General features: G+C 72.7%; 16 protein-coding genes. 7 read left to right on the top strand and 9 right to left on the bottom strand.

Annotation, left to right across the window (positions count from 1 at the left end; translation table 11 throughout):
• The first annotated feature begins 16 nt into the window (after positions 1-16).
• From ACFYZA_RS10705 to ACFYZA_RS10685, 5 genes are all read left to right on the top strand, one after another.
• Entirely contained in the window at positions 17-811 is a 795-nt protein-coding gene (locus ACFYZA_RS10705) for a tyrosine-protein phosphatase (RefSeq protein WP_382600181.1), read from the top strand.
• 86 nt (positions 812-897) lie between these two features.
• A complete protein-coding gene (locus tag ACFYZA_RS10700) occupies positions 898-2,832 on the top strand; it encodes a hypothetical protein (protein ID WP_388489214.1) in 1,935 nt (644 codons plus the stop codon).
• Positions 2,833-2,920: 88 nt separating this feature from the next.
• The gene (locus ACFYZA_RS10695) at positions 2,921-3,808 is read left to right on the top strand and encodes a metal-dependent hydrolase (protein ID WP_382600185.1); all 888 of its coding nucleotides are present in this window, start codon (positions 2,921-2,923) and stop codon (positions 3,806-3,808) included.
• A 1-nt stretch (position 3,809) separates the two neighbouring features.
• Positions 3,810-4,874 carry a PDR/VanB family oxidoreductase gene (locus ACFYZA_RS10690; RefSeq protein WP_388489211.1) on the top strand — a complete coding sequence of 355 codons (1,065 nt, stop codon included), beginning with the start codon at positions 3,810-3,812 and terminating at the stop codon, positions 4,872-4,874.
• A gap of 29 nt (positions 4,875-4,903) precedes the next feature.
• Positions 4,904-5,617, top strand: a complete 714-nt coding sequence (locus ACFYZA_RS10685) for a TetR/AcrR family transcriptional regulator (protein ID WP_382600189.1) — start codon at positions 4,904-4,906, stop codon at positions 5,615-5,617.
• Between the two features lie 15 nt (positions 5,618-5,632).
• Here ACFYZA_RS10685 and ACFYZA_RS10680 read toward each other — a convergent pair whose 3' ends face one another.
• From ACFYZA_RS10680 to cynR, 4 genes are all read right to left on the bottom strand, one after another.
• Complete coding sequence (locus tag ACFYZA_RS10680; RefSeq protein WP_382600191.1) at positions 5,633-7,234, bottom strand: SpoIIE family protein phosphatase; 1,602 nt, start codon at positions 7,232-7,234, stop codon at positions 5,633-5,635.
• A 120-nt stretch (positions 7,235-7,354) separates the two neighbouring features.
• Entirely contained in the window at positions 7,355-9,406 is a 2,052-nt protein-coding gene (locus tag ACFYZA_RS10675) for an ATP-binding protein (protein WP_382600193.1), read from the bottom strand.
• A gap of 72 nt (positions 9,407-9,478) precedes the next feature.
• Positions 9,479-14,788 carry a pullulanase-type alpha-1,6-glucosidase gene (gene pulA / locus ACFYZA_RS10670; protein WP_388489206.1) on the bottom strand — a complete coding sequence of 1,770 codons (5,310 nt, stop codon included), beginning with the start codon at positions 14,786-14,788 and terminating at the stop codon, positions 9,479-9,481.
• Between the two features lie 185 nt (positions 14,789-14,973).
• Positions 14,974-15,870 (bottom strand): transcriptional regulator CynR, encoded by an 897-nt coding sequence (cynR, locus tag ACFYZA_RS10665; RefSeq protein ID WP_388489204.1) that lies wholly within the window; start codon positions 15,868-15,870, stop codon positions 14,974-14,976.
• Between the two features lie 124 nt (positions 15,871-15,994).
• Between cynR and ACFYZA_RS10660 the strand changes: the two genes are divergently transcribed.
• Together ACFYZA_RS10660 and cynS are read left to right on the top strand one after the other, a co-directional pair.
• Complete coding sequence (locus ACFYZA_RS10660; protein ID WP_382600200.1) at positions 15,995-16,573, top strand: carbonic anhydrase; 579 nt, start codon at positions 15,995-15,997, stop codon at positions 16,571-16,573.
• Positions 16,574-16,616: 43 nt separating this feature from the next.
• Positions 16,617-17,087 (top strand): cyanase, encoded by a 471-nt coding sequence (gene cynS / locus ACFYZA_RS10655; RefSeq protein WP_382600203.1) that lies wholly within the window; start codon positions 16,617-16,619, stop codon positions 17,085-17,087.
• A 46-nt stretch (positions 17,088-17,133) separates the two neighbouring features.
• Here cynS and ACFYZA_RS10650 read toward each other — a convergent pair whose 3' ends face one another.
• The 5 genes from ACFYZA_RS10650 to ACFYZA_RS10630 all read right to left on the bottom strand — a co-directional run bounded on the left by ACFYZA_RS10650 (position 17,134) and on the right by ACFYZA_RS10630 (position 23,109).
• Positions 17,134-18,198, bottom strand: coding sequence for a LacI family DNA-binding transcriptional regulator (locus tag ACFYZA_RS10650; protein WP_388489201.1), 1,065 nt, complete (start codon positions 18,196-18,198; stop codon positions 17,134-17,136).
• Positions 18,183-19,832 carry a glycoside hydrolase family 13 protein gene (locus ACFYZA_RS10645; RefSeq protein WP_388489198.1) on the bottom strand — a complete coding sequence of 550 codons (1,650 nt, stop codon included), beginning with the start codon at positions 19,830-19,832 and terminating at the stop codon, positions 18,183-18,185. Before ACFYZA_RS10645 ends, ACFYZA_RS10650 begins: the two co-directional genes overlap by 16 nt.
• 70 nt (positions 19,833-19,902) lie before the next feature.
• Positions 19,903-20,754: a sugar ABC transporter permease gene (locus ACFYZA_RS10640; protein WP_382599996.1), complete on the bottom strand. Its 852-nt coding sequence runs from the start codon at positions 20,752-20,754 to the stop codon at positions 19,903-19,905.
• A 7-nt stretch (positions 20,755-20,761) separates the two neighbouring features.
• Positions 20,762-21,754, bottom strand: a complete 993-nt coding sequence (locus tag ACFYZA_RS10635) for a carbohydrate ABC transporter permease (RefSeq protein ID WP_388489197.1) — start codon at positions 21,752-21,754, stop codon at positions 20,762-20,764.
• An 80-nt stretch (positions 21,755-21,834) separates the two neighbouring features.
• Positions 21,835-23,109, bottom strand: coding sequence for an extracellular solute-binding protein (locus ACFYZA_RS10630; protein ID WP_388489194.1), 1,275 nt, complete (start codon positions 23,107-23,109; stop codon positions 21,835-21,837).
• Between the last annotated feature and the right edge of the window lie 19 nt (positions 23,110-23,128).

Below are 23,128 nucleotides of genomic sequence, written 5' to 3'. Positions count from 1 at the left end.
CAGGAGCCGCCCACCCATGATCGCGATCCCCGCCACCACCGTCGCCAACCTCCGCGACCTCGGCTCCACCCCGCTGTCCGGCGGCCGCACGGTCCGCCCGGGCCTGGCCTTCCGCGCCGGCCAGCTCGACCGCATGGACCCGGCCGCCGACCCGGCGGTGGCCGAGCTCGGACTGCGTACGATCCTGGACTTCCGCACCGACGCCGAGCGCGCCGACCATCCCGACCGGGTGCCGAGCGGGGCCCGGCTGCTGATCGCCGACGCGCTCGCGGACAAGATGGCGTCGGCCGGCGCTCCCGCCGCCGCCCAGCTCAAGCACATCCTGGCCGACCCGGCCCTGGCCGAGGAGCACCTCGGCGGCGGCAAGGCGCAGGCCCTGTTCGCGGACACCTACCGCTCGCTCGTCTCCTCCGGTTCGGCCCGCGCCGCCTACCGCACCCTGCTGACCGAACTCGCCGCGAAGGACGCGGGCCCGCTGCTCTTCCACTGCACGGCGGGCAAGGACCGCACGGGCTGGGGCGCGACGGTGATCCTCACGCTGCTCGGCGCCGACGAGGCGACCGTGGAGCGCGAGTACCTGTCCGTCAACCCGGCGGTGCGCCAGGCCTTCGCCCCGCTCATCGAGGGCTTCGTCGCGCAGGGCGGCGACCCCGAGATCGCGCTCGCCATCATCGGCGTGGTGCCCGAGTACCTGGCGGCGGCGCTCGACGAGGTCGACTCGACGTACGGCTCGATGGAGAAGTACGCCCGCGAGGGACTCGGCGTGCCGGACGACGCGGTGGCCCGGCTGCGCGAACGGCTCATCGCGTGACCGCCTCGCGGAGCCGTCAACTCCCTTGAGGGGCGGACCGGTTGGCCACGGGGTGACCATCTCCACATTCGCTCGTTTTGCTGAACGTGGCCCCAGAGCAGGACATCCTCAACCCACCCGCCCCCACCGTCGGCGTCGAGCAGGCCGAGGCCGCGCTCGTCGAGCACTATCCGCGACTGGTGCGGCTCGCCTATCTCGTACTGCCGCCCTCCCTCGGGCGCAATCGCCGGGTGCTCACCGCGCACGCGATCGTGCAGCGCTCGCTGCCGCGCGGCCGCGGCGGCCCCGGCGACGGCTCCGACGAGGGACTGATCCCGGGGGCGCGCAGGCCCGGGGCCGGCGGTGACCCGGGGTACGTGTACGTGCGGCGGCGGGTGCTGCGCCAGGCGCTCGACGCGGGGCTCCCGCTGCGCCGCAGGGCCTGGCCCAAGCGGGCCCAGCTCCCCCCGCTGCTGCCTCAGGTCTGGGGCCTGCGGCTCTTCCCGCGCTCGGGCGGCGCCGATGAACTCGCCCTGGACCAGCGGCTTTCCGCGCTGTCCGGGCCCGCTCGCGCGGCCTATGTGCTGCGCGGCCTCGAACGGCTCGGCGACGACGCGGTGTGCGCCGAGCTGACCGCGGCCGGGGTGGCCGAGGCCCGCCAGGCCCTTGCGGCGGCGGGCGAGCGGGAGTCGCGCTCGGCGCTCCTGGAGTCCGCCGAGTTCGACCCCTGCTCGCTCCAGGCGCGGCCCACCGATCTGATGCGCCGGCGCCAGCACGGCCGGGCCGCGCTCGCCGCCGTCGCCGCCCTCGTGGTGTGCGGGGCGCTGATCGGCCTGCCGGGCGACGGCTGGGGGCCCGACGGGGCGGCCGCGCCCTCGTACGCCCAGAACCCGGCGGCCCAGGCCGCGCTCGACCCGGCCCATCTGCTGCGGGTCGAGCCCACGGCGTGGACGACGGCGACGCGCAGCGACTTCTCGGTGTGGCCGGCCCGCGGCAATCTGCTCGGCGACTCGGCGCTGCTGCGCCGCGCGCTCGCCGTGTGGGCGAGGCCGGGCGAGTCGGTGCAGGTCTCGGCGACGCCGGGCACGCCGTCGGGTCCGCCGATGGGCGCGCCCCAACTCCTGTTCGCGGGCGATGTGGACCGGGCCCGGGTGGTGCTGCTCTACGACGGTCTGCGGGTCGCCCGCTATGCCGAGCCGCACGAGGGCACGACCGGGGCGGCGCTCGACTTCGCGCGCGTGGACGCCGCCGACATCGCGTCCGCGGGCGCGCTCGTGGTGGGCCGCACCGACGGCAACGTGCGCTATCTGACGGCGCCCTGGGTGCGCGAGGCCTCCGTACGCGATCTGCTGACGCCGGACGCGGCGGCGCGGCCGTTGCACCGGGACACCTACGGGGTGACCGACCCCGTCGTGTCGCCCACGCAGGCCCGCCAGTGCACGTCCTGGGAAGCGCTCGAATTCCACGACGACAGCGGGGTGCGGCTCGTCACCGACCTCGGCGAGCTGGCTCCGGCCCGCCTGACCTGGGGGCCGCCGTCGGACGCGCGGGACGTCGGGGACCGCTCCGCGCGCGAGGGCTGGGCGCGTACCGCGTGTCTGCTGCCGACCGTCCGCTCGCACGGGGTGCGCTCGGTCAACGACTGGCAGTTCGCGCGGCAGGCGCTGCCCGAGGGCAACGGCACCGCCGACTGGATCTGCACCCGGGCCGAGACCTGGCGGGGCGCGGGCAGCCGGGTGTTCGCCCAGTTCCAGGCGCCCTCCGAGCGGCTCGCGCCGGGTGCGATCGCGGCCCGCGCCGAGAACTCCGCGTCCTGCGGGGCGCGTGAGGCGCGGGTGCTCGCCGGGGTGCTGTGGAAGTCGCGCGGCGGGAACTGGTTCGTGCTCGCGGCGGGCAGCCCGCAGGTGTCGTCGGTGACGCTGTCCGGCGGGATGTCCGGCACCGAGAAGGGCAACCTGCTGGCCGTGCGGGCCAAGGAGGGGGCGCGCGCCGAGCTCAACGGGCGGCTCGCGGACGGGAGTCCGATCAGCACCCTGCGCTGAACGAGCCTCCCGCACGCAAGGAGGCCTTCCCCGAACATTCCGGCGCCGACCCCTGTCGCTGCGGCGTACCCGTCAGTACATTGACGCCATGTCTAATACGCCGCAGCCCGCTCCGATCGCGGAGGAGCGCATCGAGCTCAAGGCCCGGAACGTCTCGTTCGCGTGGGAGAACACCCCGCTGCACTGGATACCCGGCGACCCGTTCACCGGCCACACCATCAATGTGCTGCACCTGTTGCTGCCGGCCGGTGAGCGCTGGTTCGTGCACGTGTACAAGCAGGTCCTGCCGTACATCACGGACGACCGGCTGCGCGAGGACGTCATCGGCTTCATCGGCCAGGAGGCGATGCACTCCGCCGCGCACGACGACGTACTCCCCCATCTGAAGAAGCTCGGCCTCGACCCGACGCCCTACACCGCCCAGGTGGACTGGCTGTTCGAGAAGCTGCTCGGGGACCGTACGCTGCCGCCGGGCCGGGCGAGCCGCTGGTGGCTGATGGAGCGGGTCGCCACGATCGCGGCGATCGAGCACTACACCGCGTTCCTCGGCAACTGGATCCTCAACGCCGAGACCCTGGACCGGCGCGGGGCCGACCCGACCATGCTGGACCTGCTGCGCTGGCACGGCGCCGAGGAGGTCGAGCACCGCTCGGTGGCCTTCGAGCTGTTCATGCACGTCGACGGCGGCTACCGGCGCCGGGTGCGCACCTGGGCGACCGCGTTCACCGCGCTCGCCTTCCTGTGGCAGCGCGGGGCCCGCTTCTTCATGGACAACGACCCGACGCCGGCGGTCGGCAGGGCGAGCCTCGGCGCGTTCTACCGTGCGGGCCGCAAGGGGATGCTGCCCTCCACGCCCGACATGCTCAAGTCGATCCCGCGCTATCTGAGCCGCACCTACCACCCCTCCCAGGAGGGCAGCACGGCCCAGGCCGTGGCCTATCTCGCCTCCTCGCCCGGCGCCAACGGAGGCCACTGACATGCGCCGCGCCACCACCCTCACGCTGGCCGCCGGAGCCGCGCTGCTCGCCCGGCGGGCGCTGCGCCGCCGCATCGGGGCCTCCCCGCTGTGGCCGATGCCCGCCCTGGAGGAACCCGTCTCGGGGCGCGGCACCCGGCGTTCCACCATCACCCTGAAGCTGACGGTCACCGAGCGCGCCGAGGCGGCCGAAGGCGTCGTACGCCTTCGCCTCGAAGCCCTCGACGGGGCCGAGCTGCCCGCCTGGGAGCCCGGCGCGCACCTCGACCTGGTGCTGCCCTCCGGCCTCGTACGGCAGTACTCGCTCTGCGGCGACCCGGCCGACCGCACCGCGTACACGGTCGCCACCCGGCTCATCGAGGACGGCCGGGGCGGCTCGCGCGAGGTGCACGAGCAGCTCCAGGAGGCGGTGGAGCTGTCGGTGCGCGGGCCGCGCAACCGCTTCCCGCTGGCGGCGAGCGAGTCGTACGTGTTCATCGCGGGCGGCATCGGGATCACGCCAATCCTGCCCATGATCAAGGCAGTTGAGGCGTCCGGCGTCCCGTGGCGGCTGCTGTACGGCGGGCGCTCGCGGGCCACCATGCCGTTCCTCGACGAGATCGAGCGGCTGGGCGGGAAGGTCACCGTCGTCCCCGAGGACGAGTCGGGGCTGGCGGACCTCGGGGCGTTCCTCGCCGAAGCCCCCGCGGACGCGGCCGTGTACTGCTGCGGGCCCGATCCGCTGATGGACGCGGTCGGGGCGGCGCTGGGCCCCGGCCGCACCCCGCACCTGGAGCGCTTCGCGCCCGGCGCGGCCGCACCGGGCGCCGGGTTCGAGGTCGAGCTGCGCCGCTCGGGGCGCACGCTTGCCGTCCCGGCGGACCGCTCGCTCCTCTCGGTGCTGCGCGCGGAGCTGCCGGGCGTCGCCTACTCGTGCGAGCAGGGCTTCTGCGGAACCTGCCAACAGCGGGTCCTGGAGGGGGAGATCGACCACCGCGACGAGCTGCTCACGGACGCGGAGCGCGACGGCTCGATGCTGATCTGCGTGTCGAGGTGCCTCGGGAAGAAGCTGGTGCTCGATCTCTAGGCGGATCGTCCTATAGGTAGTCTGTTCGCATGACGACCGGGGTACGGCGCAGGATGGGCGTCGACGAGCGCAGGCAGCAGCTGATCGGGGTCGCCCTCGAACTGTTCAGCCACCGTTCGCCCGACGATGTGTCCATCGACGAGATAGCGGCGGCCGCGGGGATTTCGCGGCCGCTGGTGTATCACTACTTCCCCGGCAAGCAGAGCCTGTACGAGGCCGCGCTGCGCCGGGCCGCGGACGAGTTGGCGGGTCGTTTCCTGGAGCCGCACGAGGGCCCGCTCGGCTCCCGGCTGCTGCGGGTGATGGGCCGGTTCTTCGACTTCGTCGACGAGCACGGGCCCGGTTTCTCCGCGCTGATGCGGGGCGGCCCGGCGGTCGGCTCGTCCACCGCGAACGCCATGATCGACGAGGTGCGCAACGCCGCCTACCTCCAGATCCTCTCGCATCTGGACGTCCAACAGCCGCCCGCGCGGCTTGAGTTGGTCGTCCGCTCCTGGGTCTCGCTCGCCGAGTCGACGGCCCTGATCTGGCTGGACGGGCGGCGGATCCCGCGCGCCGAGCTGGAGTTGCAGCTGGTGCACGACTTCGCCGCGCTCGCCGCCGTGAGCGCCGCCTACGACGAGGAGATGGCGGCGATCATGCTGCGCATGCTCGCGGACGAGCCGGCCGACGGTCCGTTCGGCCAGCTGGTGGACCGCCTGGCCGCCCTGCTCCCCCTGGTGCCCGCCCCGCGCGTCGGCTGAGCGGCGCGGCGACGGTCATGTCGCCACGGAGGCGCCCCGGTCCGCGCCCAGGCGCAGGGCGAGCAGCGCCACGTCGTCCTCCGGGTCGTCGCCGAAGCGCGCGAGCAGGGTGTCGCAGAGCGCCTCGGTGGCGGACGGGGCCGCGGCCGCCGCGTGCCTGAGGTGTTCGAGGGACACCTCCAGGTCGGTGCCCCGGCGCTCGATGAGTCCGTCGGTGACCATCAACAGGCCGTCGGACGGCCCCAGTTGGAGCCGGGTCGAGGGCGGGTGGCGCAGGCCGAGGCCGAGCAGCGGGCCCCGGGTCTCGATGAACGAGGCCCCGCCGCGCCCCGGAAGCAGCAGCGGCGGGAGGTGCCCGGCGTTGGCGATGCGGGCCGCGCCGGTGGCCGGGTCGATGAGGGCCAGGCACAGGGTGGCGGTGGCCTCGGGGTGGTAGAGCTGGAGCATCCGGTCCAGGAGGCGGACGAGGGCCGCCGGTTCGTGCTGGTCGGTGGCGTACGCCCGTAACGCGTGGCGGAGTTCGACCATGACGGTGGCCGCGTCCAGGGAGTGCCCGACCACGTCGCCGACGCCGACGAGGAGTCCGGCGGGGGTGCTCAGCGCGGTGTAGAAGTCGCCGCCGATCTCGGCACGGCTGGAGGCCGGGACATAGCGCAGCGCGATGTCGGCGCCGGGGAGCCGGGGCGCACGCTGCGGCAGGAAGCTGTGTTGCAGGGTGAGCGCGATGTGCCGCTCCTCCGCGTGCGTGCGCAGGGACTCGGCGGCGACGGCGAGGGACTGGGCGAGCCGGGAGAGCAGCGTCTCGGTCTCCTGGCCGTACGGGAGCCGGGCCGGGACGGCCAGGCACACCGGCGGCTGGTCGGCGTGGCCACGGGCGAGCACGAGGCGGGCGCCTTCCGGGCCGTAGAGTTCCGGCGGCCACAGCGGGGCCGGGGCGAGGACGGAGCGCACACCGCTGCGGCCCGCCATGGCGCGGCGCAGCAGCACGCCGATGGCCGGGGTCTCGGCGGCCTGGTCGGGGCGGGCCACGCCGCCCGCGTGGAGGAAGGCGTCGGCGCCGAACACGAAGGCGGTGACGGGGCCGGAGGTCAGCAGCATGGCCGCGGCGGCGGCCGCGTCCGCGAGCTCTTGCGGGGAGCGCGCCTCGTGCAGGGTGGCGGTCGCCTCGGCCAGGCGGCTGAGCCGGCCCGCCCGGGCGGCGGACTCGTGCCGCAGCCGGGCGCCGCGCAGCGCGGCCCGGATGACGGCCTGGATCTCCTCGGGCTCGACCGGCACGGTGAGATAGGCCTCGGCGCCCGCGTCCAGGCCCCGGGAGCGGTCGTGCGGGGTGACGGAGGCGGCCGAGAAGTGCACGACGGGCATGGGCGCGATGCCGGGGTGGGCCTTGAGGCGGCGGCACAGTTCGAAGCCGTCCATGTCGGGCAGGCCCACGTCGAGTACGGCGGCGTCGGGCAGGGCGCCCGCGCGCAGCCGGGCGTCGAGTTCGATGAGCGCGGCCGAGGCGCTCGCCAGCGGGACGACCCGGTGCCCGGCCCGGCTCAGCACCGCGCCCATCGCACAGCGGTTGGCGTCGACGTCGTCGACCACCAGGACGGTCGTGTCCCAGGACCTGAACATCCGCGTACTCACCGCCGATCGGCTTGGGGAGCCCGCCAACGGGGAGGTGACTCACCGCTGTTGACTCGTCGCCCACCGTAGCGCCGTCGGGCCGTCGAGTGCGGTCACATGCGGGATTCGTCAACTTCCCTCCGGGAAACCACCCTTGAGGGCGAGCGCGAGCCCCTCGTCCAGGCCGGTGGCCACGCCCCGGTCGAAGGCCGAGTCGTACGCGCCGTCGCCGAGCGCCGCGCGCGCACGGCGCTCGCACCGCTCGCGCACGGCGGTCAGTGCGGGCGCGCCCATCTGCGCCTTGCCGACGGTGCGCCAGCACTCCTGGCCGACGCCGAGGAGCAGCGCGCCGTCCTCGCCGTCCCCCTGGCAGGCGACCGCGCAGGCCAGCAGGTCGAGGCCGATCGCGATGCCGAAGCTGTCGTGCAGCAGGCGCTTGCCGCCCAGCATGGCGCGGGCGTGGGCGGCGGCCTCGGCGGGCCGGCCGAGCGCGAGCGCGCTGACGGCCAGCATGTAGTCCGCGTACGCCCGCATCCAGCGTTCGCCGAGCGCGGCGCACCCGTCGCGCAGCAGGACCGCCTCGGCGGACGCCTCGACGTGCCGGCCCACGTTGTTGAGGGCGTAGATCCGGGCGAGTGCGCACAGCGCGCGGCCCGGGGTGAAGGCGGTGTCCTGGGCGAGCGCCGGGTCGAGGATGTCGAGCGCCCCCTGGGGGTCGCCGGGCATCAGGACGCTGCCGCCGTGGAGGTAGGCCGCGCGCAGCCGCTGTTCGGGGTCGGTGGCGGCGCGCGAGGACTCCTCGCCGAGCCGGTGCGCGATGACGAAGTCGCCCTGGAGGAAGGCGCACATGCCGAGTGCCCACACGGCGGCGGCCCGATGGGGGCCCGGCCCCGGGCAGCCGTCCAGGGCGCGCTGGAGGTAGCCGCGCCCCTCGCGCAGCCGGCCGCAGCAGAACCAGACGAACCAGAGCGAGCCCGCCATGTCGAGGGCGGCCTCGGGGTCGGTGGCCAGGAGGTGTTCGAGGGCGGTGCGCAGATCGGCGTGCTCGGCCTCCAGGCGTACGTACCAGTCGAGTTGACCGGGCCCGAACCAGGCGTCGCCGGCCTCGTGGGCCAGGCGCCTGAGGCGCTGGGCGTGCCGGTCGGCGACCTCGGGGCCCTCGCCGAGCTCGTCGAGCCAGCGCAGTCCGTACTCGCGGATGGTGTCGAGCATGCGGTGGCCGAGCCGGCCGGAGGGGGCGAGGCGGGTGCGCACCACCGACTTGTCGACGAGGCCGGCCAGGACCTGCTCGACGGCACAGGCCGGCAGCGGGCCGCCCGCGCCGATGTCCTGGGCGGCGGCGAGGTCGAAGTCGCCCGCGAACACCGAGAGGCGGGCCCAGAGCAGCCGCTCCAGGGGCTCGCACAGCTCGTGGCTCCAGCCGATCGCGGTGCGCATGGTCTGGTGGCGCGGCAGGGCGGAGACGCGGGTGTCGGCGAGCACCTCGAAGCGGGAGCCGAGCCGGGCGGCGAGCTGCTCGACCGACCACAACTTCAGCCGTGCGCCCGCGAGTTCGAGGGCCAGCGGGATGCCGTCGAGGCGCCGGCAGACGTCGGCGGCCGCGGCGGCCCGGCCGGGGTCGTCGAAGGTGAGGTGGGGCGCGGCCTCGGTGGCCCGCTCCTTGAACAGGGTCAGCGCCTCGTGGGCGACGGGGAGCGGCTCCAGGGGGAAGACCCGTTCCTGTGGCCTGCCCAGGGGTTGCCGGCTGGTGGCGAGGACGGTGAGGCCCGGTGAGGTCTGGAGCAGTTCGCCGATCAGATGGCCGCAGGCGCTGATCAGGTGTTCGCAGGTGTCGAGCACCAGGAGCATGCGTTTGTCGGCGAGCCAGGCGCAGAGCGCCTCGCAGGCGGTGCGCAGGCTCTGGTCGGTGACGTCGAAGGCGTCGGCGACGGTGGCCGCGAGCAGGTCGCGGTCCCGCAGCGGGGACAGCTCCACCCACCAGACGCCGTCGGGACAGCGGTCCCGGAACCGCCGGGCGGCCCGCAGCGCGAGCCGGGACTTTCCGACGCCGCCGGGCCCGGTGACCGTGACGAGCCGATGCTGTTCGAGGAGGCCGTCCAGGGCGGTCAGTTCGACGGACCGGCCGATGAAACTCGTGCTCTCCGCAGGAAGATTCCCCACCACGGGCACAGTCTGGACCACGGTGCGGTCCTTGACGGAACCCGGGGCGGGGAACATCCGAAATCACTCGCCGAGCGTCCTGGAATGATCGCTTCAGTGCCGCTTGAAGACCGCAACGGTACGGGCCGGGACTGTGAAACTCCCCGAACCTTGATCGTATGTGGCCGTCCTCACCACCGGGTCGGCCCCGGCCGCCTGTCGCGGGTGCAGGGCGTACGCGGTGCCCGCGAGGTCACCGACCCGCTGCTCCTGGGCCGTCGGCGTCGCGTTGAACACGACGACCAGCGGCCCGAGCCGCATGGTGATCACGCCCGGCGTCTCCGCGCTCCCCGACAGCGGGAACGAGAGCGCCGACTGGACCTGGCCCGCGGTGGCGAGCTTGAACGCGCCCTCGCCGCTCCGGATGGCGAGCAGGTCCTGGTAGGCGGCGGAGGTCCCGTTGATCCGGGCGCAGTCCGGGGTGAGCGCCGGGTTGGTCAACAGGGGTTTGGCGTAGGGCCACTTGGGCCGATTGTCGGCGGCCGGCGGAAGTCCGCGCCCGAAGCCGTTGCCCGCCGCGCAGTTCCAGTGCAGGGCGTTGAACCAGTCGCCGCTGTCGAAGGAGTTGCGGTCGAGTGACTTGGAGCGGAGCAGGTCGCTCCCGGCCTGGGACAGGGCCGGGCCCTGGGAGAGGGCGGCGGTGGCGAGCGCGAGGACCTGCATGCGGGAGCGGTCGGCGGCCGAGGTGCCGGCGGGCAGCTTGTAGGCGAGCGCGTCGTAGAGCGACTCGTTGTCGTGGGCGTCCGCGTAGGCGAGCGCGTCGCCCGGGGCCGCCGCGTAGCCCGCCGGGGCGCCGTTGTAGTCGACGTCGGAGCCCTTGACGGTGCGGCCCGCGCTGTCGGTGAAGGTGTACGCGGCGAGGTTGCCGCTCAGGCCCACCTTGAGCAGGTCCTGGTAGTGCAGGAGGCGGGCCTTCTGCTCGGCCTCGGTGCCGTTCGCCGTCGAGGAGTTGGGGTCGGTGTAGAGGCCGGAGGCGAAGCCCTGGACGCCCGGGTCGGCGTCGAAGGGGCCCCCGCCGCGCACGGCATCGCGGGCCCGGTCGGAGAACGTGGCGATCCCGGTCCCCGCCATGTTCTTCTGGGTGGCCTGCGTGAAGCGGGCGCCGTCGGCGACCTCGCCGAAGTTCCAGCCCTCCCCGTAGAGGATGACCTTCTTGCCGTCGACGCCGTCCTTCGCCGGGGTCAGGGCGTCGAGGGCGGCCCGCACGGCGAGGATGTTGGCCTTGGGGTGGTGGCCCATGAGGTCGAAGCGGAAGCCGTCGACCTTGTACTGCTTGGCCCAGGTCACCACCGAGTCGACGACGAGCTTGCCCATCATGGCGTTCTCGGGTGCGGTGTTGGCGCAGCAGGTGGAGTTGGCGACGCTGCCGTCCGCGAGGAGCCGCTGGTAGTAGCCGGGCACGATCTTGTCGAGCACCGAGCCGTCGGCCTGCCCGCTCGCCGCGGTGTGGTTGTAGACGACGTCCATGACGGTGCGCAGCCCGGCGTCCGCGAGCCCCCGCACCATCTGCCGGAACTCGACCGTGCGCCGGGTCCCGTCCGGGTCGCTGGCGTAGGAGCCCTCGGGCACGGTGTAGTGCAGCGGGTCGTAGCCCCAGTTGTACGCGTCCTTCGCGGCCGACCGGGCGATGCAGGCCTGCTGCTCCTCGGAGTCCGGGGCGTACACCTTCAAGTCGCAGGCGGGGGTGGCCTGTTCGGACTTGCGCTCGGGGATGCCCGCGATGTCGAAGGCGGGCAGCAGATGGACGTAGGAGGTGCCGGACTTCGCCAGCCGGGCCAGGTGCCTCATGCCGTCGGAGCCGGTGTCGGTGAACGCCAGGTACTGGCCGGGGTGGTGCGAGGTGGGGTCCGCGATGGAGAAGTCGCGGATGTGCAGCTCCTGGATCTGGGCCTCGCGCAGCGGCACGGCGGCCGGCTTCTTCAGGGTGGCCCAGCCCTTGGGCGCCAGCTTCGGGTCGGCGAGGTCGACGACCAGGCTGCGCGCCGAGTCGGCGGTGAGGGCGGTCGAGTACGGGTCGGTGACCAGGTTGGTGACGACGCGCTGGACGGTGGGCGCCCACACCGTCACGGCGTACCGGTACGGCTTGCCCGCCCAGGACACGGGCCCGGTCACCGACCAGACGCCGGTGGCGTCGTCGCGCCGCATCGCGAGCGTGCGCCCGTCGAGTTCGAGGGAGACCGCGCGGGCGGTGGGCGCCCACAGGGAGAGGGTGGGCCGGCCGTGGGCGAACACGGGGCCGAGCGAGGCCCGGGTGGCCCTGGCGCCGTACAGGTCGTCGAGGACGCCCTGGGTCTGCACGCCGGTCGCGGCGAGCAGCGCCCCGTTCGCAGCCCGCTGGGTCGCGATGAGCTGACCCCGCAGGGACTCGCGGACGCGGGAGCGGTCGCGGGCGTCCACGGTGAACGCCGGGTAGTCCTTGAGCTGGGGGAACCTGGCCTTCTGGGCGTCGGTCAGCGCGGCCGGCGCGAGCCGCAGCCACTGGCCCTCGTCGGACAGGGCGCCGTCCTTGACGGTGATGCCGCCGCCGGGCGCGTACACGAGCTGCTCGCTGGTGGCGCCGGTCGCCTTGGCCTTCCACACCACGGTGTCGGCGTCGATCCACTGCGCCTCGGACTTGGCGAGGTCGAGCGAGACGCCCGAACTGCCCTGTGGCAGCAGGTACTTGGCCGTCGCGGAGAGCAGCCATGCCTCATGGCCGTAGGTGGCGAGGTCGAGGGACTGGTCGTCGGGCAGGTCCTTCTGGTCGCCCTTGTGCAGGAGGTAACTGAGCGAGGTCGCGCCCGGGACCAGCGGCACCTCGAAGGTCACCCCGTAGGCGTCGCGGCCGGCCGGCATCAGCGGCTTGGACCAGTCGGTGGGCGCGGCGGCCCCGGTCCAGGTGTGCAGGCCCCAGCCGTCGTAGTCGCCGTCGGGCCGGAAGTAGTGCAGGACCGCCTTGGAGGTGTCCTGCGGCGGGTAGGTGCCCGGGGGCGCCTGGTCCGACTGGCCGTCCTTGCCCTGCTCCACCCACACCTCCCCGGTACGGCCGAGGTCGACGGTGCGCTCGGGCCCGTCGGCGCTCGCGCCCTTGGCGACGGTGTAGGTGATCGAGGCGGCACCCTGCGGGACCTTGACCCAGGCGAAGGCGCCGTAGGCGTCCCGGCCGGTGAAGGCCGCGCTCCGGTCCCCGGACGTCAGCTGCCAGCCGTCGTAGTCACCGGCCGGGCGCCGGTAGTGCACCACGGCGTAGTCCCGCTCGACGGCCGTCGGCTTCGCGGGTGCGGGGGTCTGCCCCGCCGTGGTGGCGGCGAGCGCGCTCGCGGTGCGTCCGGCGCTGTCGACGACAACGGCCTTGTAGCGCACGGGAGTTCCGGCGGGCAGGTCCAGGTACTGGGTGACCTTGTAGGGGGCGTGGTCGGCGGTGCCGAGCGTCTGCCACGGTCCGTTGCCGCTCTGCGCGGCGAAGACGACCCGGTCGAGCTGTCCCCCGCTGACGTCGGCCGACAGCTCGACCGTGCCGGTGGCCCCGGCGGCCGGTGCCCTCAGGGTGACCGACGGCTTGGTGACGGGGGCGGGCAGCGGGGCAGCGGCCTTCAGGACGAGGGAGGACAGCGCGGGCACGGTCACCTGGACGGCGGCGTCCGAGCCGCTGCGTACCGTGCCCGAACCTCCGTACAGCACGACGAAGTTGGCGTTCGCTGAGCCGGTGGGCACGGTGACCGTCCTGGGCGCGGTGGCGTTGTTCACGGCCACGACGTACTCGGTGCGCGTCCTGGCGTCGGTGCGCGAGAAGGCGTAGACGGAGTCCTTGGCGTAGCGCTCGGTCTGGACGCCGTCGCGCAGCGCCGGGTTGGCCCGGGTGAGGCGGGAGAGGCCGGCGATGGTGCGGTACAGCGGGTGGGCGGGGTCGTAGGCGTCCGAGGCGTGGGTGCGGCCGGTGCCCAGCTCGTCGTCGTCGAGGTAGTCGGGGACCTGGGACGCGAACATGGTCTGCCGGGCGTCCTTGTCGCCGCCGGCGCCGGTGAAGCCCTGCTCGTCGCCGTAGTAGACCACCGGGTTGCCCCGGCTGAGGAACATCAACTCATTGGCCAGTCGGTCGCGTTGGAGCAGTTCGGCGTCGCTCGCCAGCGGATGGTCCTGCTTGAGGAAGGTGCCGATGCGGCCCATGTCGTGGTTGCCGAGGAAGGTGACCTGCTCGTAGGCGTTGGCCTTGTCGGTGGTGTAGCGGTAGTCGTCGGCGAACAGGGCGGCGAGCTTGGTGGCCGGGGCGCCCTGTGAGGCGTACTGGCGGGCCGCGTCCTGGAAGGGGAAGTCGAGGGTGGCGTCGAGGCGGCCCCGGGTGACGTACGGGGAGGTGACGGCGGGGTCGGCCGAGTAGGTCTCGCCGAACATGAAGAAGTCGGGCCGCCCCCGCTTCTTCGCGTACGCGTCGAGGGCGGTCGCCCACTGGGTCCAGAAGTCCAGATCCACGTTCTTGACGGTGTCGATGCGGAAGCCGTCCACGTCGAAGTCGTGGACCCACTTCTCGTAGATCCTCTCCATTCCGGTGACGACCTCGGGCCGCTCGGTCCACAGGTCGTCGAGCCCGGAGAAGTCGCCGTACTCGCCGCTCTCGCCCGCGAACGTCGAATCGCCCCGGTTGTGGTACATCGTGGGGTCGTTCAGCCAGGCCGGGACCTTCCGCTCCTTCCCGACGGGCACGACGGGCGTGTAGGGGAAGGAGTTCGCGTCGACGTTCCTCATGCCCGCGCGGTCGTCGAAGGGGCGGCCGCTGGTATCGAGGTAGGGATAGGCGCCCTTGGGCCGGTAGTCGTAGCGCTTCTCGGCGTAGTCGACGGTGTCGGCGGTGTGGTTGGTGATGACGTCGAAGAAGACCTTCATGCCCTTGGCGTGGGCCCCGGCTATCAGCCGGGCGAGGTCGGCGTTGGTGCCGAAATGCGGGTCGACCTGGGTGAAGTCGGTGATCCAGTAGCCGTGGTAGCCGGCCGACGCGTCCTTGCCGGTGCCCTGCACGGGCTTGTTCTTGAAGATGGGGGCGAGCCAGATGGCGGTGGTGCCGAGGCCCTTGATGTAGTCGAGCCTTCGGGTGAGGCCCACCAGGTCGCCGCCCTGGTAGAAGCCCTTGTCCGTCGGGTCGTACCCGGTCCGCGCACGCGAACCGGTCAGCCCGCCGAGGTCGTTGGCCCTGTCGCCGTTCGCGAACCGGTCCGGGAGCACGAAGTAGAACTGCTCGCGCGTCGCGTCGTGCCGGGCGGGTTCGGCGGCGAGGCGGGCGTCGCCGGGCGGCGCGGGCGGCCCGGGGGCGGCCGTGGCGGGCGGCGCGGGGACGAACGCGGCGCACAGGGCGGCCGCGAGCGCGACCGCCGTTCTTCGCAGGGGGATCACCGGATGCTCCTCGGTCGTACGTACCGGCGCGGCTGAATGTTCTTGCTGCAAGATTGCAAGTGCCTCTGAGCAGGTGACCGTAGGAGGAGGGAGGGCCGGGGTCAACGGTTCGGGCGAAATCCGCAGCACGGATGCGTCCATCTGCAAGGAATTGCGCGGCCGTTGAGCCGGGCCCCGGGCGTTCGTCAGGCCGGCGCGTAGCCACGGGCACGGACGAGGGCCTGGGTGAGCCGGGTGAACTCCCGGGCGGCGGCGCTGCGGTAGGCGTTCTCGCGCCGCAACAGCGCGACCGTGCGGGCCGGCAGCGGCGGGTCGAGGGCGACCGGCGCCAGGTGCGGGTGCTCGTGCGCGACGGCGTCGGGCAGCACGGTGGCCAGCGGGGTGCGGCGGACGATCTCGGTCAGCGCCTGGAGCGAGTTGGCCTCGACGGCGATGCGCGGCGTCACGCGGTGCTGCCCGAGATAGGCGTCGATATGACCCCGGGTAGCGAAGTCGCCGCTGAGCAGGGCGAGTTGACGCTCTCCGAGGTCGCGCACGGCGAGTGCGCCCGCCTGTGCCGCGCCGGCACCGACGACCAGGCCGAGGGTCTCGGTGTAGAGGGCCGTCGCGTGGATGCCGGGCAGATGCGGTCCCGCGAAGGCGATGCCGAGGTCCAGCTCGTCGGCGAGCAGCGCCGCCTCGATGCGGTCCTGTGCCAACTCGCGTACGTCCAGGGCGATATGGGGGTGCCGGGTGTGCAGCTCCGCGACGAGCGGGCCGACGAGGTAGGCGGTGAACGTCGGGGTCACCGCGAGGCGCAGGCCCCCGCGCGAGAGGTCTGCGACGTCCAGGACGGCGCGCTCGGCCGCGGCCAGGTCGCGCAGGGCGCGCCGCGCGTAGTGGGCGTAGGCCTCCCCCGCGTCGGTGAGCCGCACCGCGCGGCCGCTCCGGTCGAGGAGCTGGACGCCCACGGTGCGCTCCAGCTGCTTGATCTGCTGGGACAGGGTGGGCTGGGAGATCCGCAGCTCTTCGGCGGCGCGGGTGAAGTTGCCCTGCTCGGCGACGGCGAGCAGATAGCGCAGATGACGCAGTTCCGGGGCCATGGATTCCACTATAGATGAGCTCTATAGCAGATATGGAAACTACGTCTTGGACGCTATAGACGCAGCTCATGCATGGTGGATCCCGTCGGCCCCCACGGAGTCGGCAGCACCGAAGGGAGTGACCATGCAAGACCTCGCCGAGGGCGTCGCGCGTTTCCAGCGCGGCGTCTTCCCCGCCAAGGCGGACCTCTTCGCCCACCTGGCCGCCACCCACCGCCCGGGCACGCTGTTCATCAGCTGCTCGGACGCCCGGGTGGTGCCCGAGCTCATCACCCAGAGCGAGCCGGGCGAGCTGTTCGTCATCCGGACGGCCGGAAACCTGGTGCCCGCTTACACCCCGGACGCGGACGGCGTCGCGGCGAGCATCGAGTACGCGGTCGGTGTGCTCGGCGTCCGCGACCTCGTGGTCTGCGGCCACTCCGCCTGCGGCGCGATGACCGCGCTCGCCGAGGGCCACGACCTCGCCGCGCTGCCCGCGATCGCCGGCTGGCTGCGGCACGCGGACGCGGCCCCGGCCCACGCGGACGCCGGGGACCTCGACGCCCTGGTACGCGGCAACGTACGCGCCCAGCTCGCGAACCTGGCGACGCACCCCTCGGTGGCCCGCGCCCTGGCCGAGCGGCGGCTCACGCTGCACGGCTGGGTCTACGACATCCCCACCGGCAGGGTCGAGGAACTCGACGCCGCCCGCGCCCTCGCCTGAGACCCTGTCCCCTCAACTCACCTGATCCACCAAGGAGTTACTCGTGATTCAGTCCCAGTACGACACCACCGCCCGCCAGGACCTGGCCACCGCCGCCGTCGAGGCCAAGCTCCGCAAGGACCTCTCGTGGCAGCAGATCGCGGACGCCGCCGGCTTCTCGGTCGCCTTCGTCACCGCGGCCGTGCTCGGCCAGCACGCGCTGCCCGCCGAGTCCGCGCGGGCCGTCGCCGAGCTGCTCGGCCTGGACGACGACGCGGCCCTGCTCCTGACCACCATCCCGAGCCGCGGCTCGATCCCGGGCGGCATCCCCACCGACCCGACGATCTACCGCTTCTACGAGATGCTCCAGGTCTACGGCACCACGCTGAAGGCCCTGGTGCACGAGGAGTTCGGGGACGGCATCATCAGCGCCATCAATTTCACGCTGGACGTGAAGAAGGTGGCCGATCCCGAGGGCGGGGAGCGCGCTGTGATCACCCTCAACGGCAAGTACTTGCCGACCAAGCCGTTCTGAGAGTGGACCGGCGTTTCCGGGGGCCCTGCCCCCGGACCCCCGCTCCTCAAACGCCGGAGGGGCTGCTTTTGACTCGCGCCGTGGACCCCCGTACCACCAGCTCCGGCTGGAAGACGAACTCCGTTCGCTGGACGGGGGTTCCGGCGATCTCCTCCAGGAGGGCGGACACCGCGGCCGTCGCCATCGCCCGCACGGGCTGGCGGACCGTGGTCAGGGGCGGGTCGGTGAAGGCGATGAGCCGGGAGTCGTCGAAACCCACCACCGAGACGTCGACCGGCACGCGCAGGCCGCGCTCGCGGGCGGCGCGCACCACGCCGAGCGCCATCATGTCGCTGCCGCAGACGATCCCCGTACAGCCCTGGTCCAACAGCGCGTTCGCGGCGACCTGGCCGCCCTCCACGCTGTACAGGGTGGGCCGGACACGGGCGGCCGCCTCGTGCCCGGGCAGGCCGAGCCGCTCCCCCAGCGCCGCCGTGAAGCCCTCGGCCTTGCGGCGCGAGGGCACGTACCGCAGCGGTCCGACCGCCAGGCCGATCCGGGTGTGCCCGAGATCGGCCAGGTGGCCCACCGCCATCCGCATCGCCGCGTGGTCGTCGGGCGAGACGAACGGCCCGCGCAGCGCCTCGTTGTAGCCGTTCACCAGGACGTACGGGACGCCCCGTTCGGCCAGGGCCAGATAACGGGCCGGGTCGGCGGAGGTGTCGGCGTGCAGCCCGGACAGGAACACGATGCCGTTGACACCCCGCTCCTCCAGCTGCTCGACCAGCTCGTCCTCCGTTGCCCCGCCCGGCAGTTGGGTGCACAGGACGGGCGTGTAGCCGTGGCCCGCGAGGACCTGCTCCACCGCCTGCGCGAAGGCGGGGAAGATCGGGTTGGTCAGCTCCGGGGTGACCAGGCCGATCAGCCCCTCGCTGCGCCGGCGCAGCCGGGCCGGGCGCTCCCAGCCGAGCACGTCCAGGGCCGCGAGCACCCGCTGGCGGGTGGGGTCGGCGACACCGGGCCTGCCGTTGAGCACCCTGCTGACGGTGGCCTCGCTGACGGCGGCCTGCGCCGCGATGTCCGCGAGGCGCGGCCCGCCCGGCTGCGCGGCATGGCTCACACCGTCCACCACACCGTCGTGTCGCCCGGCAGCTCGAACCGGTCGCCGTCCACCGCGAAGGGGCCGCTGGACAGCAGGGCGCGGCCGGGCACCGGCAGCGACACCAGGCGTCCCGTGAGGTTCACCGTGCACACGAAGCCCTCGCGGGCGAAGGCGAGGACGCCCTCGGGGGCGTCCAGCCACCGCAGGTCGTCCCCGGCGCCGAGCCCCGGGTGGGCGCGGCGGGCCGCGATGGCCGCGCGGTACAGCTCAAGGGTGGAGTCGGCGTCGCCGGTCTGCGCCTCGACGCTGAGGCCGCCCCACGAGGCGGGCTGCGGAAGCCAGCTGCCGCCGCTGCCGAACCCGTACGAGGTGCCCTCGACGGTCCACGGGATCGGGACGCGGCAGCCGTCGCGGAAGCCGTCCTGGCCCGCCGCGCGGAAGAACGACGGGTCCTGGCGCACCTCGTCGGGCAGGTCGGTGACGTCGGGCAGGCCGAGCTCCTCGCCCTGGTAGACGTAGGCCGAGCCGGGCAGGGCCAGCATCAGGAGGGTGGCCGCGCGGGCCCGGCGCAGGCCGAGTTCCCGGTCGCCCGGGGTGCGCAGCTGGGTGCCGAGGCCCGGCGGGTTGGCGAAGCGGGTGGCGTGCCGGGTGACGTCGTGGTTGGACAGGACCCAGGTGGCGGGGGCGCCGACCGGGCGCATCGCGGCGAGGGAGGTGTCGATGACCTCGCGCAGCGCCGCCGCCTCCCAAGGGGCGCCCAGATACTGGAAGTTGAAGGCCTGGTGCAGTTCGTCGGGGCGTACGTACAGGGCGGTCCGCTCGACCGTGGGGGTCCAGGCCTCGGCGACCGCGATGCGCTCGCCGTCGTACTCGTCCAGGATGGTCCGCCAGGACCGGTAGATCTCGTGCACGCCCTCCTGGTCGAAGAACGGCATGACGTCGTTGCCGAGCAGCTTGAGTTGGTCGTGGCCGCCGATGTCGGGCAGGCCCGGCGCCTTGACCAGGCCGTGGGCGACATCGATGCGGAAGCCGTCGACGCCCATGTCGAGCCAGAAGCGCAGGATCGAGCGGAACTCGTCGGCGACCGCCGGGTGGTCCCAGTTCAGGTCGGGCTGCTCGGGGGCGAACAGGTGCAGGTACCAGTCGCCGTCCTCGGTGCGGGTCCAGGCGGGGCCGCCGAAGATGGACTCCCAGTCGTTGGGCGGGAGTTCACCGCTCTCGCCCTTGCCGGGGCGGAAGTGGTAGCGGGCGCGCAGCGGCGAGCCGGGCCCCTCCTCGACGGCGCGCCTGAACCACTCGTGCTGGTCGGACGAGTGGTTGGGCACCAGGTCGGTGATGACGCGCAGGCCCAGCCCGTGGGCGTCGCGGATCAGCGCGTCCGCGTCGAGCAGGGTGCCGAACATCGGGTCGATGGCCCGGTAGTCGGCGACGTCGTAGCCGGCGTCGGCCTGCGGGGAAGCGTAGAAGGGCGAGAGCCAGACGGCGTCGACGCCGAGGTCGCGCAGGTACGGCAGCCGGGCGCGCACGCCGTCGAGGTCGCCCATGCCGTCACCGTTCCCGTCGGCGAAGCTGCGCGGATAGACCTGGTAGATCACGGCGTCCCGCCACCACTGCGTACCGGTCTTCCCGGTGAGGCGGTCGGGGGCGGTGAAGTGCTGGGTCATGTCGTCCTTAGGGGTCTGGGGGTGGTCAACCCCCGAGCCTTTGCTGGTGGGGGCCGGGGCGGAGCCCGGCTCAGCCCTTGGTCGCGCCCGCGGTCATGCCGGTGACCAGGTGCTTCTGCACCAGGTAGAACACGGCGGAGACGGGGATGGCGATGAGTACGGCGGTGGCGGCCATGTAGTTCCACTGGGCGTCGTGCTGGCTGACGAAGCTGGAGAGGCCCACGGCGAGCGTGTACTTGCCGTCGTCGAGCATGAACGTGGAGGCGAACGCCACCTCGCCCCACGCGGTGAGGCAGGTGTAGAACGCGGCGACCGCGAGGCCCGGCCGGGCGAGCGGCAGGATGAGGCGGAAGAAGGTGCCGAACGGGGTGAGCCCGTCGACCCGGCCCGCTTCGTCGATCTCGATCGGGATCGAGTCGAAGTACCCCTTGAGCATCCAGGCGCAGTACGGCACCGCGGTGGAGCAGTACACCAGGATGAGGCCGCCGTAGGTGTCGATGAGGCCGAGGTCGCCGAGGATCTGGTACATCGGCACGATCAGCACGGCGATCGGGAACATCTGGGTGACGAGCAGCACCCACATCAGCTTGCGGTAGCCGGGGAAGCGCATGCGCGAGACCGCGTAGCCGGTGGTGGCCGCGAACATCACGCCGATGACGCAGGTCGCGACCGCGATCAGGGCGGTGTTGCCGAGCCAGGTGAAGAACTTGGTGTGCTCGGTGACGAACGCGTAGTTGGAGAAGGACATCTTGGACCAGATGCGGCCCGGGTGCAGGTAGTCGTCCTTGTCGGGCCCGAGCGAGAGGAAGAGCAGCCAGACGATCGGGAAGAGGGCGACGAGGCTGGCGACGCTCAGTGCCAGGTGCGACAGGACGGCGGTGCGGCGCCGGGTGTGGTCCCGGGAGACGACCTTGGGGGCCATGGGGGCATCAGACCTGTTCATTGCGGGCCAGCCAGCGTCGGTAGAAGGAGGTGAAGACGATCAGGATGGAGAGCAGCAGCACGCCGTAGGTGGCGGACTGGGCGAAGTCGCGGGGCTGCTGTCCGAAGCCGAGCCGGTAGGCCCAGGTGACCAGGATCTGGGCGTCCGGGGCGCCGCCGTTGCCGAACAGCAGGAAGATGATCACGAACTGGTTGAACGTCCAGATGATGCCGAGCAGCACGACGGTGGCGCTCACCGGCCGAAGGCCCGGCAGGGTCACGTGCCGGAAGCGCTGCCAGGCGCTCGCGCCGTCCATCTCGGCGGCCTCGTACAGGTCGGCGGAGATCGACTGGAGCCCGCCGAGCAGCGAGACCATCATGAACGGCACGCCCACCCAGGTGTTGACCAGGATCGCGGCGAGCTGCTGGAAGTGCGGCTGCTCGAGCCACTCGGGCTGCGGCAGGTGCAAGGTGCCGAGCACGGTGTTCACGATGCCGGAGTCGCTGAGCATCAGGCGCCAGGAGAACACGGTGACGAAGGTGGGCACCGCCCACGGCAGGATCAGCATCATCCGGTAGAAGGTGCGGCCGCGCAGCTTCTGGTTGAGCAGCAGGGCGAGCGAGAGCCCGATGACGTAGTGCAGGGTCACACAGGCGACGGTCCACACCACGGTCCACAGGAAGTGCGACCAGAACCGGTCCCAGGCGGTCGGCCCCCACAGGATGTCCGCGTAGTTGTGCAGCCCGACGAACTCGTAGGTCGCCTCGATGTGGTTGGCGCCGATGGTGCGCGCCGAGTTGAGGCTGTTGGCGTCGGTGAGCGTGTAGTAGACGCCCTGGACGAGCGGATAGAGCACCAGGACGCCGAGCACGACGACGATCGGCGCGACCATCGCGTACGCGTACCAGTGCTTCTGCCAGGAGCGCCGGACGCGCTCCAGCGGCCCCCGGCGCGCCGGGGACGCGCTCTTGGGGGCCGCGCCATCGACGGCAACGGTCATCTCGACACCTTTTCCGGGGAGTTCGACGGACGTGCGTGCCGCCGGGCCGTCCCCGAGGGGGAACGGCCCGGCGGCGGGGCTCACTTGGTGAAGTCGGGAACCAGCTTGGCCATGTCCTGCTGAAGGCTCTTGGTGGCGTCGGCGACGGACTCCTTGCCGTCCGCGACCTTCGGCAGCTCGGTGTCCATCGGGGTCCACAGCGAGCTGTACTCGGGCAGCTCCGGGCGCGGCTGGGCGGCGGGGAGCACGCTCTGGAAGCCGGCGATGCCCGGGTCGGCCTTGACCTGCGCGGTGTAGGCGTCCACGCGGGTGGGGAGCGTGGAGTTCTTCAGCGCGATGGACTCCTGGCTCTTGGCCGAGGTCATGAAGTTGACGAACTTCATCGCGGCGGCCGCGTGCGCCTTGTCGGAGCCCGCGTACACGGACAGGTTGTGGCCGCCGGTCGGGGCGCCCGCCTTGCCCGCGGATCCGGCCGGGACGGTGGCGATGCCGAGGTTGGCCTTGTCCTTGAAGGCGGAGCCCTTGTAGAAGTTGGTGATCTCCCACGGGCCCTGGACGATGGCGGCGACCTTGCCGTTCACGAAGGCGTCCTGGATGTGGGCGTACGCGTCGGCGGTGACGTCCGCCTTGTGCAGGCCGGGGCCGTCGAACAGGCCCTTCCAGGTCTCAAGTCCCTTGACGGCGGGGGCACTTGCGATGGTGACCTTCTTGCCCGCGGCGTCCACGGTGTCGGTGCCCTCGCCGTACAGGAACGGCTGGGCGTAGTACCCGGCGGTGGAGGCCCAGTAGCCGTCGACGCCGGCCTTCTCCTTGACGAGGGCGGCGTCCGCCTTCAGCTCGTCCCAGGTGGTGGGCGCCTTGGTGATGCCGGCCTTGGCGAACAGGGCCTTGTTGTAGACGAGGGCGAGGGTGTCGGTGACCAGCGGAACGCCGTAGGTCTTGCCCTGGAACTGGGCCTGCTTGATCAGGCTGGGCTGGAACTTGGCCTGGTCGGCGAGGGCCTCGGTGCCGTCGAGCGGCAGGAAGTAGCCCTTCTTCGCGAACGCGGGCGTCCAGCCGACCTCGGCGCGCAGCACGTCCGGGGCACCCTTGGCGCCGGCGGCGGTGTCGAACTTGTTCTGCGCCTGGTCGAAGGGGACGTTGACGTACTTCACCTTGACCGTCGGGTTCGCCTTCTCGAACTCCGTGACCAGCGCCTGGTACGTGGGTGCCTCGTTCGTGGCGTTCGAGGTGTCCCACCAGGTGATGGTGACGGGGCCGTCCGCCTTGCCGCCGTCACTGTCGCTGCCACCGCAGGCCGTCGCCGCGAGCGCGAGGGTCGCCGCGAGCGCGGTGGCCGCTATGCCACGTCGCATGAGAACTCCTTCACTGGGT

It is taken from the genome of Streptomyces sp. NPDC001828 (assembly GCF_042892175.1).
GTDB lineage: Bacteria > Actinomycetota > Actinomycetes > Streptomycetales > Streptomycetaceae > Streptomyces.
The sequence above is the reverse complement of the archived record's forward strand: the minus strand, read 5'-3'. Positions and strand labels throughout refer to the sequence as shown.